Source organism: Curtobacterium sp. NPDC098951, from assembly GCF_044759965.1.
Lineage (GTDB): Bacteria > Actinomycetota > Actinomycetes > Actinomycetales > Microbacteriaceae > Curtobacterium.
Window position 1 is genome coordinate 782,689 of sequence record NZ_JBIWAG010000002.1, and the last position, 13,964, is coordinate 796,652.

Below are 13,964 nucleotides of genomic sequence, written 5' to 3' on the forward strand. Positions count from 1 at the left end.
GGGACGGGAGGCGCGGTGCGGGCCCGCACCGCGCCTCCCGTCCCGCACCGGGCCGCTCGTCGGGCGTCAGCCGACGATGGCCGCCGTCCGCCGGTAGACCTCGTCGGTGTGCGCGGTCACGTCCGCGTGCACGGCGCGCAGCGCGTCGTACACGGCCGCGGTCGACGGGTCGGGACCGAAGCGGTCCCGCTCGACGACCATCGCCCGTGCGGCCGCCGCGAACGACGGGTGCACCCCGGTCGCGACCGCCGCGCAGATCGCCGCACCGCGCCCCGCAGCGCTGTCCCCCACCACCCGGATCGTCGGCACCTGGAACACGTCCGACACGATCTGCATCATCAGGTCGGAGGACGATCCCCCACCCGAGACGACGACGCGCTCGTACGGGGTCTCGAGCTCGGCGGCCATCGCGTCGCCGCGGTCGCGCATCGTCATCGCGATGCCCTCGAGGATCGACCGGTAGACGTGGGCGCGGCCCTGGCGTCCGTCGAAGCCGAGGATCGAGCCCTTCCGGAACGTCGCATCGGCCGGCGCGAGCCAGTCGAGCACGGTGAGCAGGCCGTCCGATCCTGCCGGGACCGCCGAGGCCTCGCGGTTCAGCCGGTCCTCGGCGCGTTCACCCGTCCGTTCGGCCGCCTCGGCGAAGTCCGCTCCGAGCAGGTCGCGGAACCAGCTCACGGTCCACATGCCGCGACGGATCCCGCCGGACTCGTAGAGGTACCGCCCGGGCTCGGCCCCGAAGTTGGTCCAGAAGTCCGTCGCGTCCGCCACGTTCCGGGTCCCGACCGACATGCCGGCGATGTAGGTGCCGAGCGACACCAGCAGCGTCGTCGGGTCGAGGAGCCCGCAGCCGAGCGCCTCGACGGCCTTGTCGTTCGCCGTCGCGACCACCGGCAGGCCGACCGGCAGGCCCGTCGCCGCCGCGGCATCGGGCGTCACGGCGCCGAGGACCGCACCCGGGTCGACGAGCTCGAACAACTGCGCGCGATGCATGCCCGTTGCGGCATACGCGGCCCCGTCTTCGCTCCAGCGCCACGTGTCGGTGTCGATCGGCCACATGCCCTGGTAGTTCGCGGCGGTGTCCCGGAACGTCCCGGTGAGCCGGTGGGTGACGTAGCCCGACGAGGTGGTGACCCAGCCGACGTCGTCCTGCTCGGCGACGAACGGCCGGCCGACGCGGGCGTCCATCCAGCTCATCACGGGCTGGGCGAGCGACCCGTCGGCGCGGAGCACCGCCCGGCAGAACCGGATGGTGCAGAGACCGACGCCGACGATCTCGGACGGGTCGCCGGGGAACGCCGCCATCGCGATCCGGCACGCCGCGGCGATCGAGTCCCACAGGTCGTCGTCCGGATGCTCGACCACGCCGGGGGCCGGCGACCGGTTCGGCCGCAGTGGCACGCGCCCCTCGGACACGACCCCGCCCCGCTCGTCGAAGACCGTGACCTTCGACGACTGCGAGCCGTTGTCGATGCCGACGACGTACCGGGTCATGCGCTCGCGCGCCGGAACGACGTGTCCGGGTCGGCGGCGGCCGCCTGGATCGCACCGGGTGCCGGGAAGATCGTGCCCTTGTTCATGATGCCCTTCGGGTCGAACTGCGCCTTGAGCCCCTGCATGATCGCGAACGCCGAGCCGTGCTCCTCCTCGACCCACGGGGTGCGGTACTTGCCGACGCCGTGGTGGTGGACCATCGACCCGCCGTGGCGGAGGGCCTCCTCCACGATGATCGCGTTGAGGGGGATGTGGTACTTCTCGATCTCCTCCTCGGGCGCGCAGTCGATGCGGTAGTCGTAGACGAAGTACATGTTCGTGCCGGTCTGGTAGCTGTGCGACGAGTGGCCGCCGAGCATCGTCAGGTCGTCGGCGTACGGGTACTCCTCGCGGATGCGGCGCATGACCGCGTCGTACAGGTCGGCGACGGCGGACCAGTCCGCGGAGACCTCGGTCGTGTACCCGAGGTGCCGGTCGGTGAGCATGGCCTGCTTCTCGGCGTCGATCTTGTCCTGCCCCCAGTTGAGGTGCTCGAACCAGGACTCGATGAGCGACGGGTCGACCGGCTCGTGCTCGTGCTGGCCGAGGACGCGCTGGATCTCCTCGCTCGTTGCGCGGACGATGCCCTTCGGTCCCTCGGCGACGAACACCACCACGCACTTGCCCTTCGAGAAGTGCGAGAAGTGCTGGTTCGCGTCCTCCGGCGAGTACAGGCGCACGACGGACGGGCGGAAGCCGTTCACGACGACCTCGCGGATGATCGCGACCCCGGTGCGCATGTCGTCGACGAGCGCGCCGTGGAACTCGTTGTTCTCCGGCATGTACTTGAAGACCTTGATCGTGACCTCGGTGATCACGCAGAGCGCACCCTCGTTGCCGATCACGACGTGGCGGATGTCCGGGCCGGCCGAGCGGCGCGGGACCGACTTGATCCGACGGACGCGACCGCCGGGGAACACGGCCTCGAGTCCGGTGACCATGTCCTCGATCGCGCCGTAGAGCGTGGAGAACTGCCCGATCGACCGGGTGGCGACGAGGCCGCCGTACTGGGCGAGGGGCTTGGACTGCGGCGAGTGCCCCGTGGTGAGGCCCTGCAGGCGGAGCTCGTCCTCGAGTCGCTGGAGTGGCACGCCCGCCTGCACCGTGACCTGCATGTTCTCCGGGTCGACGTGCAGGACGGCGTCCATGCGGGAGCAGTCGAGGACGACCGTGTCGACGACGCTCGTCTCGAGGCCGCCCTCGGTGCCGGTGCGGCCGGTGCGGGGGACGATGTTCACGACGTGCTCGTCGGCGAAGGCGAGGATCGCGGCGACGTCCTCGGTGGACTCGGCGTTGACGATCGCGACGGGCGTCGGAGCGTCGTGGATGCCGTGCACGGACTGGTACTTCTTGAACCGGTCGACGCTGGCGTCCAGCAGGTGCTGCTCGTCGGTGTCGAGCTGGTCGGGACGGACGATGGTCGCGAGACGCTCGAGGATCCCGGCGCGGTCGAGGGTGGCGGTCGATTCGATCATGGTGGTGAGCCCTTCGGTGGTGTGGGTCGGGTGTGCGGTGGGAGGGACTAGCGGACGAGGTACCCGCCGTCGACGGTGAGGGTGTGCCCGTTCACGTAGTCGGAGGCGCCCGAGGCGAGGAAGACGGTCGCACCCATGAGGTCGGCGACGTCTCCCCAGCGGCCGGCCGGGATGTGGTCGAGGACGCGCTGGTTCGTCACCGGGTCGGTGCGGGTCTGCTCGGTGATCTTCGTGGCGAAGTACCCGGGCGCGATCGCGTTGACCTGCACGCCGTGCTGCGCCAGCTCGTCGCAGTACGCCTTCGTGAAGCCGACGATCCCGTGCTTCGTCGCGGCGTACGCGGGCGACCACTGGCCGCCGAGGAACGCGAACAGCGACGCGATGTTGATGATCTTGCCGGAGCCCTGCGCCACGAGGTGCTTGCCGACCGCGTGCCCGAGGGCGAACGGCGCGGTGAGGTTCACGGCGACCATCGGGTCCCACTTCGCGCGGTCGAACGCCTCGACGTCGTCGAGCAGGCAGATGCCGGCCGAGTTGACGAGCACGTCGATGCCGCCGAGCGCCCGGGTGCACGCGTCGACGATCCGGGTCGGGGCGTCGGGGGCGGTGAGGTCGACCTCGAGGAACGCGTAGCGGCGCCCCTCGGCCTCGACGAGCGCCCGCGTGGTGCCGTCGTCGTCGACGACGCTCGGCACGAACACGTCGGCGCCGGCCTTGGCGAGTGCGAGCGAGAAGGCCTGGCCGAGGCCGGAGTTCCCGCCGGTGACGATGGCCCGCTTGCCGGCGAGCGAGAACAGGTCCATCGAGAAGTCGCGGATGTCCATGGGGTGTGCAGTGTCCTTTCGAGGTGGGTCAGACGGCGACGGCGACGTCGGACGGCCGACGGTTCCGGAGTTCCCGCGCGCGGACGCGCATGGTGAGGGTGGTGAGGAGGACGCCGAGGACGGCTGCGCCGACGAGGACGGCGAACATCGTGGTGTAGCCGCCGCCCTGCTGCGGGACGCCGTTCGACGGGTCGCCGACCCACCAGGCGCCGAGGGCGGGGAGGAACGCGTCCGGCAGGTAGGCGATGCCCGACGCGAGCCCGATCACGCCGCCGCGCTGGGCGAGCGGGACCTCGACCTCGCCGACCTGCGCCCAGTAGATCCCGCGCGAGGTGAAGACCGCGAGGCACATCACGGTCATGAGGGCCACGGCGACCCAGACGAGCGCCGGCTCGTGCGGCAGGACGAGGAACCCGACGGCGCTCACCGCGGCGACGACGAACGCCCACCGGAGGAACGCGGGCGACGACCTCGTCCACCGGTCGACGAGCACGCCGCCGACCGGTCCGCCGACGATCTGGAAGACGTAGGTGCGCACGACGCCGATCGCGCCGAGGAGCACGACGGGCACCGCGAAGCCGTCCTGCAGCAGCGGGGTGAGGTACCCGAGCAGCGTGTAGAAGCAGTACATGAGCATGATCGAGGCGCCGATCAGCCAGGTGTACTTGTTGCGGGCCGCCGCGCCGAGCTCCCGGAGGGTGACCGTCTGCCGCCCGACCTGGCCGAGGGCGTCGCGGTCGGTCCGGACGACGACGAGGACGAGCACCGCGAACGCCAGGCAGAGCACGCCGTAGATGCGCATCACCCAGAGGACGCCGCCGGTGTCCGCGATCGCCGCGGCGACGATGGCGGCGCCGATGAAGCCCACGACGGTGGACGTGATGCCGCGGACGCCCTCGAGCCAGCCGAACAGCTTGCCCTGCTCGTCGGCGTTCCCGAGCATCGAGACGAGCTTGACGAGCGACGACCAGTAGAGCCCCATGCCGAGGACGGCCATGAGCACGTGCGCGACGACGATGCCGGTCTCGCCGGGGACCGTGGACAGCCAGAGGTCGACGGCGCCCATCCCCGCGAGCGCGATCACGATGAGCGCCCTGGGCGAGAAGCGGTCGGCGAACCAGCCGCCGCAGAAGTACATGAGCACGGCGACGGCGCCGAAGACCGACGTGATCTCGCCGTAGCGCTGGATGCTGAGGTGGAGCGCGTGCGCGGTGTCCGCGAGGAACACGAACCGGATGTACGCGACCTGGAAGATCGCACCGCCGGTCATCGACAGGACGATGAAGCTCGTCAGTCTGCGGGCTCTGGTCAAGACCACTCCTTCGTGGTGGGTGGGGGTTCGGTGGACGCAAAAAAGAGAACAGCGACACCCCAGCGCTGGTGCGCTGCGGGTGTGGCTGTTCTCTGAGGTCTGGAGCGACTACCGTCCGCGGGCGGACGGCCGATCTGCAGTTGTGTGCTCCGGCTCGGGCGATATGCCGGATACGGGTTGACGGTAACCCATCGGATCCGGAAACGACAACTCAGGTGGCATGCATGCCGGAGGCGTGCATAATGATCTGGCTCGGAATGTGAACGTGCACATCGACGTGCTTCGGCCCCGGGCAGGAACGAGTAGCAATGGCGTCGACGCGGACACAACAACCGCGGTCGCCCAGCATCCGCGACGTGGCGCGGGTCGCCGGGGTGTCGCACCAGACCGTCTCACGGGTCCTCAACAACTCGGACGCCGTCGTCGCGGAGACCCGCGACAAGGTCCTCGCGGCGATGGAGCAGCTGCAGTACCGGCCGAACCGCGCCGCGCGGGCACTGGTGACGAGCCGCACGCACACGATCGGCGTGCTCACGGCGCAGCGGTCGCACTACGGTCCCGCGGCCACGATGCAGGCGATCGAGGACGCCGCGGTGAGGCGCGGGTACTCGGTCACGACGGCGAACATCGCCGCGGCGACCGACGAGGCGGTGCGGGACGGCCTCGGCCACCTGCTCGACCAGGACGTCGAGGGCATCATCGTCATCGCGCCGCAGCAGCGGGTGTTCGACCTCATCGAGGAACTCGGCATGCGGACGCCCTACGTCGCGCTCCGCACGAGCCACGCCGACGGTCCGTCGACGCTCTTCATCGACCAGATGGAGGGCGCCCGGCTCGCCACCGCGCACCTGCTCGACCTCGGCCACGAGTACGTGCGGCACATCGCCGGACCACAGGACTGGATCGAGGCCGAGGCGCGGATGCAGGGCTTCCTGCGCGAGATGTCCGACCGCGACATGCCCGTCGTGCCGCCGATCCTCGGGGACTGGACCGCGGACTTCGGGTACCACGCCGGCCGCGAGCTGCTGCGCTACCGCGACTGCACGGCGATCTTCTGCTCGAACGACGCGATGGCGCTCGGGGTCATGCACGCGGCCCGGTCGTACGGCCTCGACGTGCCGGGTGACCTGTCCGTGGTGGGCTACGACGACATCCCGGAGGCGAAGCACCTCTGGCCACCGCTGACGACCGTGCAGGTGGACTTCCCCGAGCTCGGTCGGCGCTGCGTCGAGCAGCTGCTCCCCGGGGACGACGCGGCGATGCTCCGCCCGATCGACCTCGTGCCGCAGCTGGTCGTCCGCGGCTCCACGAGCGCGCCGCGCAAGCGCTGACCCGCCGCCCCCGCGCAAGCGCCGACCCGCCGCCCCGCGCAAGCGCTGACGCGCCGCCCCCGCGCAAGCGCCGACGCGCTGCCCAGCACCGTGCGTGTTCCCGCACCACGGAACGGACGCGGGGTGCCGAGTGGAGCCGAGCCGCGCCTCCCGGCCCCTGTGGACCCGCCCCGGTACCCCAACGCGGGGGACGTGCGGACCCGCGTTCCGCCAGATCACGCGGGCCGTTACGAAAACGCGACCAATCCGAATTGACAGGCGCGCCGATCCCGTGCGTAGTATTACCTCCGTTCCGCCGATGTGAACGGTCACATGGACCGTCACACAGGCAGGACACCGGACGCGACAACGAAGTCCACACAGACCTCCTGTGCCTTCGCTGCCGCAAGCAGGACCACCCGAAGGACTGCCGCATCGCAGCGGCAGAAGGAGATGCACCGTGGCGTCAACCCCGATCGACACCGGACTCGAGACCCGGTCGATCACCGCACCCGAGACGATCCTCGAGATGCGCTCGATCACCAAGGAGTTCCCTGGTGTCAAGGCGCTCTCCGACGTCTCGCTCAGCGTCCGTGCCGGCGAGATCCACGCGATCTGCGGCGAGAACGGCGCGGGCAAGTCGACCCTCATGAAGGTCCTCTCCGGCGTCTACCCGTACGGCACCTACGAGGGCGAGATCGTCTTCGAGGGCGAAGAGGTCCGCTTCAAGGACATCAAGCAGTCCGAGCAGGCCGGCATCGTGATCATCCACCAGGAGCTCGCGCTCATCCCGGAGCTCTCGATCACCGAGAACCTGTTCCTCGGCAACGAGCCGGGCAAGTTCGGCGTGATCGACTGGACCAGCGCCCAGCTCCGCGCCCAGGACCTGCTCGCCCGCGTCGGCCTCGCCGACGACCCGGACACGCAGATCAAGAACATCGGTGTCGGCAAGCAGCAGCTCGTCGAGATCGCCAAGGCCCTGCACAAGGACGTCAAGCTCCTCATCCTCGACGAGCCGACCGCGGCCCTGAACGAGAACGACTCCCAGCACCTGCTCGACCTCATCGTCGGGCTGAAGGCCAAGGGCATCTCGAGCATCATCATCAGCCACAAGCTGAACGAGATCGAGCAGATCGCCGACGAGATCACGATCATCCGCGACGGCAAGACCATCGAGACCCTGAACGTCAAGGGCGACGGCGTCAACGAGGACCGCATCATCCGCGGCATGGTCGGGCGCTCGCTCGAGAGCCGCTTCCCGGACCGCACCCCGAAGATCGGCGAGACCTTCTTCGAGGTCCGCGACTGGACCGTCCAGCACCCGCTCGACTCCTCGCGTCTGGTCTGCAAGGGCTCGAACTTCCACGTCAAGCGCGGCGAGATCGTCGGCTTCGCGGGCCTGATGGGCGCCGGCCGCACCGAGCTCGCGATGAGCATCTTCGGCCGCTCCTACGGCACGTGGCTCGGCGGCCAGATCATCAAGGACGGCGAGGAGATCAAGGTCGCCAACGTCCAGCAGGCGATCGAGCACGGCATCGGGTACGTCTCCGAGGACCGCAAGGCGCTCGGCCTCAACCTGCTCGACACCGTCAAGCGGTCGACCGTCGCGGCCGACCTGCCGAAGATCTCCAAGGCCGGCGTCGTGGACTCCCTCGAGGAGTACAACGTCGCCGAGAAGTACCGCAAGATGCTCCGCACCAAGGTGCCGACCGTCGAGGAGAACGTCGGGAAGCTCTCCGGCGGGAACCAGCAGAAGGTCGTCCTGTCGAAGTGGATGTTCACCGACCCGGACATCCTCATCCTCGACGAGCCGACCCGCGGCATCGACGTGGGCGCCAAGTTCGAGATCTACGGCATCATCCAGCAGCTCGCCGCAGAGGGGAAGGGCATCATCCTCATCTCCTCCGAGCTCCCCGAACTCCTCGGCCTCTCCGACCGGATCTACACGATCTTCGAGGGCCAGATCACGGCCGACATCCCCTCGGAACAGGCCGATCCAGAAACGCTCATGCGCAGCATGACCTCCGCGCGGAAGGGCGCTCTCGTCTCATGAAGAACCTGAAACTGCTGTTCGGCAAGGGCAACAGCATCGGCCAGTACGGCATGATCATCGCGTTGATCGCGATCGTGATCTTCTTCTCGATCACGACGAACGGCCTGATCCTCGAGCCGACGAACGTCATCAACCTGTTCCTGCAGTACTCCTACATCCTCATCCTCGCGCTCGGCATGGTGATGGTGATCATCGCGGGCCACATCGACCTCTCGGTCGGTTCGGTCGCGGCGTTCGTCGGCATCATCGTCGCGCAGTCGATCTCCGTGTGGCACTGGCCGGTCTGGGCCGCGATCATCCTCGGCCTCGCCGTGGGTGCGCTCGTCGGTGCCTGGCAGGGCTTCTGGGTGGCGTTCGTCCGCGTGCCCGCCTTCATCGTGACGCTCGCCGGTCAGCTCATCTTCCGCGGTGCGAACCAGATCATCGGACAGTCGACCTCGGTGCCGACCCCGGACTCGTACAACGTCATCGGTGCCGGCTACCTCGGCGACTTCGGCCCGGACTTCGGCTTCTCGAACGGCACGCTGCTCATCGGCCTCGCCACGATCATCGCGCTCATCGTCATCGAGGTGCGTGGCCGCGGCCGCCGCAAGAAGATGCAGGCCGAGGTCCCGCCGCTGTGGGTGTCGATCGTCCGCACGGGCATCCTCGTCGCCGTCACGCTCGTCGCGACCTACCTGTTCGCCGCCGGCCCCGTCGGCACGTCGATCCCGATCGTCGCGATCATCCTCGGCGTCCTCACGATCATCTACGGCTTCATCACGAAGAACACGATCTTCGGCCGCCAGGTCTACGCCGTCGGTGGCAACGCCAGCGCCGCGGTCCTCTCCGGCGTCAGTGCCCGCAAGGTCAACTTCTTCGTGATGGCGAACATGTCGGTCCTGGCCGCCGTCGCCGGCATGGTCTTCGTCGGCTACTCGAACGCCTCCGGCCCTGCTGACGGCACCGGCTGGGAGCTCGACGCGATCGCCGCCGTGTTCGTCGGTGGCGCCGCGGTCGCCGGTGGCATCGGCACCATCTCCGGGTCGATCATCGGTGGTCTCGTGATGGCGCTCCTGTCCAACGGTCTCCAGCTCATGGGCATCGAGTCGAACAAGGTGCAGATCATCCGTGGTCTCGTGCTCCTCGTCGCGGTCGCCTTCGACGTCTACTCGAAGTCCCAGGGTCGTCCGTCGCTGATCGGCGGCATGATGCGCCAGTTCCAGCGCAAGGACACCGAACAGAACACGGTCGAGGCCCAGCAGCCGCGGTCCATCGAGGACCAGCCGCAGAAGGTCAACACCCAGTAGAACGTGGCGCCGGGCGGTTCAGTCCGCCCGGCGCACGAATCCCCACCACCACAGCACCACCCCTCAACGAAGAGAAAGCAATCTCATGCGCAAGAAGCTCATCGCCGGCATCGGCCTGGCCCTCGTCGCGGGCCTCGCCCTCAGCGGCTGCTCCGCACGCGGGACCTCCGGTTCGGACTCCGCCAGCACGGAGATCAAGAAGGGTGACCTGATCGGTGTCGCCCTGCCGGCCAAGACCTCGCAGAACTGGGTGCTCGCGGGCGCCGCGTTCGAGAAGTCGATCGAGGACGCCGGCTTCAAGGCCGACATCCAGTACGCCAACGCCGGCAACCCCGTCCCGGACCAGCAGTCGCAGATCTCGGGCATGGTCACCAAGGGTGCGAAGGTCGTCATCATCGGCGCCGCCGACGGTTCGCAGCTCGGCTCGCAGGTCAAGGCCGCCAAGGCGAAGGGCGTCACCGTCATCGCCTGGGACCGCAACATCCTGAACACCAAGAACGTCGACTACTACGTGGCGTTCAACAACTACAAGGTCGGCCAGCTGCAGGCGCAGGCACTCCTCGACGGCCTCAAGGCCGAGAAGGGTGACGGCCCCTACAACATCGAGCTCTTCGCCGGTTCGGCGGACGACGCGAACGCGACCGTGTTCTTCAACGGTGCGATGAACGTGCTCGAGCCGAAGATCAAGGACGGCACCGTCAAGGTCACGTCCGGCCAGGAGACGTTCCAGAAGGTCCAGACCAAGGGCTGGCTCGCGCAGAACGCCCAGTCGCGCATGACCGACCTGCTCTCGCAGTACTACTCGGGTGACACCAAGCTCGACGGCGTCCTGTCGCCGAACGACACGCTCGCCCGCGCCATCCTCACCGCGACGAAGGCCGCCGGCAAGCCGAACCCCGTCGTCACCGGTCAGGACTCCGAGACCGCGTCGATCCCGCTCATCATGCAGGGCACGCAGTACTCGACGATCTACAAGAACACCACCGAAGAGGCGCAGGCCGCCATCGACCTCGTCTCGACGCTGTCGAAGGGTGACAAGCCCGACACCAAGATCGACAAGACGAACAACTACAACGGCGTCAAGACGGTCCCGGCGATCGAGCTGACCCCGGTCCTCGTCACCAAGGAGAACGCGGTCGAGGCCTACAAGGGCAACGACACCCTCGAGGCTCTCGCCAAGAAGGGCTGATCTCCCCGATCACAGCACGACGACGGCCCCGTCTCGCTCCGGCGAGACGGGGCCGTCCCGCGTTCGCGGTGCACCGTTCTCTCCTGCGACGGTGACCGTTCCGGTTCACGGAACCCGGTGATCGCGAACCAGGACGGTCAGCGCCACGACCGGGAACGTCCGTCGGCCGAGCCTCGTGCGGACGGGAGGCACGGTTCCGGGCGACTCGCATCCCGCGTCCGTCAGCCGGTCCGGTCCACCGCCCCGGTCGCGCTCCGTCGGTCACCGCGCGCCGTGTGCGCGGCGCGCAGGCGCTGCACCGCCGCGCAGAGCGAGGGCACGTCCACCCGCGCCGTCCCGAACACGACGGCCGGCGTGGTGTCGAAGTACCGCCGGGTGAGCCGCTCGCCGAGGAGCGAGACACGCGACCACGGGATGCCGGGTTCGGTCGACGTCACCGCGCTCGGGAGCATCCGCACCGCCTCGCCGATCTCGACCAGCCGCATCCGGACCGCGTCGTACACGAGGTCCTCCGGCAGCGCATCGTCGTCGACGTACCGCCCGATGACCCCACACGCGTGGATGACGTCCTCGAGCCGGTCCTCGAGGTCACGGCTCACAGCGGCACCGCGTCGCGGACGGCGTCGGCGCCCATGCCGGCCGCGTCCACGACGTCGACCCGGACGCCGAGGAGCTGCTCGGCCTCGTCCTGGATCCGCATGAGCGCGAAGATGCCGAGCCCCGCCTCGAGGTCCACCATGAGGTCAACGTCGCTCGCCGGACCGTCGTCGCCACGGGCGACACTGCCGAACAGCCGGGGGTTCCGGCCGCCGAGTCGCGTGACGATCGCGACCAGGTCACGCCGCGCTGCCATCACCCGCTCGCGGAGCGGGGGCGACTCCTCGACGGGGTGCAGGTCGATCTCGGTGGTGAACCCGGCGGCGAGCAGGAGGCGTTGCAGCGCGGCGAGGGACGGCTCGCGACGCCCGTTCTCGTAGGTGCTGATGACGCTCTGCGTGACGCCGGCGCGCTCCGCGAGCTGCACCTGGGTGAGTTCGGCGCGGAGACGGGCGTCCCGGATGAGCCCGGCGGCCGACACTGGCAGCACGGGTCGTGGGGTGGCTACGGACATGTCGCCACGATACACAGAATGCGAAATGTCGTCCGGTCGACCGGCGTCAGGGGCGGCGGGAGACGTCCGTCCGCAGGAAGTTCTGCGCCGAGCGGGACGGTGTCGGCCCCCGCTGGCCCTGGTAGCGCGACTGGTACTCGGCCGAACCGTAGGGCTTCTCGGCCGGGCTCGAGAGCTGGAAGAAGCAGAGCTGGCCGATCTTCATGCCCGGCCAGAGCTTGATGGGCAGGGTCGCCACGTTCGAGAGCTCGAGCGTGACGTGGCCGGAGAAGCCCGGGTCGATGAAGCCCGCCGTCGAGTGGGTCAGGAGCCCGAGGCGACCGAGCGAGCTCTTGCCCTCGAGCCGCGCCGCGATGTCGTCGGGGAGCGTCACGACCTCGTACGTCGAGCCGAGGACGAACTCCCCCGGGTGCAGCACGAACGCCTCGTCCGGGTCGGTCTCCACCAGCCGGGTGAGGTCGGGCTGGTCCGTCGCCGGGTCGATGTGCGGGTACTTGTGGTTGTCGAACAGCCGGAAGAACTTGTCGAGCCGGACGTCGATGCTCGACGGCTGGACGAGCGAGGCGTCGTACGGGTCGAGGCCGATCCGGCCCTCGGCGAGCTGGGCGGTGATGTCGCGGTCGGAGAGCAGCACGCGACGAGCCTAGCGGCAGCCGCACGGGCGCCGGTAAGCTGCGAGGCTGCCCAGCGTCGGGCGGCGTCACACGGCCGGGAGGAACGACATGACCGCGTACACCGTGCACGAGATCGACGTGCCCGTGACGATGGGCGACGACCCCGCGACGGTGCAGTCCTTCCGCGACTGGGTCCGCGTGCAGAACGCCGCCGAGGTCGCCGTCACCGGGTTGCCCGAGATCCTCTGGACCCCCGAGGAGCAGCTGCCGTACCTGCTCGACAGCGCGGCACCGAGCCGGCTCTTCGTGGTCCGGGACGCCGGCGGGGAGGTCGTGGCCGCCGGCTCCTACGACACGAAGCAGGCCGCGGGCACCCCGAACTGCTGGCTCGCGGTCGCCGTCGCACCCGAGCACCAGCGCCGCGGCATCGGCACGCTGCTGGCCGACCACCTCGAACGACTCGCCCGCGCCGACGGCCGCACGCAGTGGAAGACGTACGCGGTGTCGAGCCAGGTCGGCCCGGCCTCCGGCCCCGGGTACCTCGTGCCGCCCACCGGCCACGGCGCCGTGCCGGAGGACGAGGCCGGCACGCGGTTCCTCACCGGACGCAGCTGGCGGTTCGGGCAGGTCAACCGGATCAGCCGCCTCGCGCTGCCCGCCGACCACTCCGTCGTGCGCGAGCTCCACGACCGGGCGGTGACCGCCGCCGGACCGGCGTACCGGGTGCACGCCTGGACCGGGCCGACGCCGGAGCAGTGGCTCGACGGCATCGCGCTCCTCGAGACGCGGATGAGCACCGACGCCCCCGAGGGTGACATGGAGGAGCCGGAGGACGTCTGGACCCGGGAGCGTCTGACGGAGCACGAGGCGAACCTGGAACGCTCACCCCGCACGATGGTCACGGTCGCGGTCGAGCACCTGCCGACGACCACCCTGGCCGGTTTCACGCAGCTCGCGGTGCCCGACGCCGCCCACCAGCCGGTCATGCAGGGCGACACGCTCGTGCTGCGGGAGCACCGCGGGCACCGGCTCGGCTGGCTCCTCAAGGTTGCCGGCATCGAGCGCATCGAACAGGACTTCCCCGGGCACCCGTCGATCATCACGTTCAACGCCGAGGAGAACCGCCCGATGCTCGACGTCAACGAGGCCGTCGGGTTCGTCGGTGTCGGGAGCGAGGGCATCTGGGAGCGGCGCGTCTGACGGCGTGGCCTGAGGCGGGCCGCAGCCGGTGCGCGCGACGCACGCCGCGCCTCC

At 69.5% G+C, this 13,964-nt stretch carries 12 protein-coding genes; 5 read left to right on the top strand and 7 right to left on the bottom strand.

From position 1 onward, the window contains the following. Positions 1-66: 66 nt before the first annotated feature. Genes ACIQUC_RS08300 through ACIQUC_RS08315 form a run of 4 tightly spaced genes read right to left on the bottom strand, consistent with a single transcriptional unit; the run spans position 67 to position 5,144 of the window. On the bottom strand, positions 67-1,494 hold the full coding sequence (locus ACIQUC_RS08300) for an FGGY-family carbohydrate kinase (protein ID WP_402265401.1): 1,428 nt from the start codon (positions 1,492-1,494) through the stop codon (positions 67-69). Then, positions 1,491-3,008, bottom strand: a complete 1,518-nt coding sequence (locus ACIQUC_RS08305; protein WP_402265403.1) for an FAD-binding oxidoreductase — start codon at positions 3,006-3,008, stop codon at positions 1,491-1,493. Before ACIQUC_RS08305 ends, ACIQUC_RS08300 begins: the two co-directional genes overlap by 4 nt. 47 nt (positions 3,009-3,055) lie before the next feature. Further along, positions 3,056-3,832: an SDR family oxidoreductase gene (locus tag ACIQUC_RS08310; RefSeq protein WP_022907719.1), complete on the bottom strand. Its 777-nt coding sequence runs from the start codon at positions 3,830-3,832 to the stop codon at positions 3,056-3,058. Between the two features lie 28 nt (positions 3,833-3,860). Then, on the bottom strand, positions 3,861-5,144 hold the full coding sequence (locus ACIQUC_RS08315; protein ID WP_187290517.1) for a nitrate/nitrite transporter: 1,284 nt from the start codon (positions 5,142-5,144) through the stop codon (positions 3,861-3,863). Between the two features lie 308 nt (positions 5,145-5,452). Between ACIQUC_RS08315 and ACIQUC_RS08320 the strand changes: the two genes are divergently transcribed. From ACIQUC_RS08320 to ACIQUC_RS08335, 4 genes are all read left to right on the top strand, one after another. After that, positions 5,453-6,475 carry a LacI family DNA-binding transcriptional regulator gene (locus ACIQUC_RS08320; RefSeq protein ID WP_402265407.1) on the top strand — a complete coding sequence of 341 codons (1,023 nt, stop codon included), beginning with the start codon at positions 5,453-5,455 and terminating at the stop codon, positions 6,473-6,475. 508 nt (positions 6,476-6,983) lie between these two features. Next, a complete protein-coding gene (gene mmsA / locus ACIQUC_RS08325) occupies positions 6,984-8,507 on the top strand; it encodes a multiple monosaccharide ABC transporter ATP-binding protein (protein WP_402265725.1) in 1,524 nt (507 codons plus the stop codon). Beyond that, positions 8,504-9,796, top strand: a complete 1,293-nt coding sequence (gene mmsB / locus ACIQUC_RS08330; protein WP_402265409.1) for a multiple monosaccharide ABC transporter permease — start codon at positions 8,504-8,506, stop codon at positions 9,794-9,796. Before mmsA ends, mmsB begins: the two co-directional genes overlap by 4 nt. Before the next feature lie 85 nt (positions 9,797-9,881). Further along, positions 9,882-10,985 (top strand): sugar-binding protein, encoded by a 1,104-nt coding sequence (locus tag ACIQUC_RS08335; RefSeq protein ID WP_022907053.1) that lies wholly within the window; start codon positions 9,882-9,884, stop codon positions 10,983-10,985. Between the two features lie 221 nt (positions 10,986-11,206). Here ACIQUC_RS08335 and ACIQUC_RS08340 read toward each other — a convergent pair whose 3' ends face one another. From ACIQUC_RS08340 to dcd, 3 genes are read right to left on the bottom strand one after another with little or no spacing between them, the layout of a single operon-like run. Further along, a complete protein-coding gene (locus ACIQUC_RS08340; RefSeq protein ID WP_402265412.1) occupies positions 11,207-11,584 on the bottom strand; it encodes a DUF86 domain-containing protein in 378 nt (125 codons plus the stop codon). Next, positions 11,581-12,096, bottom strand: a complete 516-nt coding sequence (locus ACIQUC_RS08345) for a helix-turn-helix domain-containing protein (protein WP_402265415.1) — start codon at positions 12,094-12,096, stop codon at positions 11,581-11,583. The genes ACIQUC_RS08340 and ACIQUC_RS08345 overlap by 4 nt, the downstream gene beginning before the upstream one ends. A gap of 46 nt (positions 12,097-12,142) precedes the next feature. Beyond that, entirely contained in the window at positions 12,143-12,730 is a 588-nt protein-coding gene (gene dcd, locus ACIQUC_RS08350) for a dCTP deaminase (RefSeq protein WP_402265418.1), read from the bottom strand. Between the two features lie 88 nt (positions 12,731-12,818). Here dcd and ACIQUC_RS08355 point away from each other — a divergent pair, with 88 nt between their 5' ends. After that, positions 12,819-13,910 (top strand): GNAT family N-acetyltransferase, encoded by a 1,092-nt coding sequence (locus tag ACIQUC_RS08355; protein ID WP_402265421.1) that lies wholly within the window; start codon positions 12,819-12,821, stop codon positions 13,908-13,910. Positions 13,911-13,964: the final 54 nt, after the last annotated feature.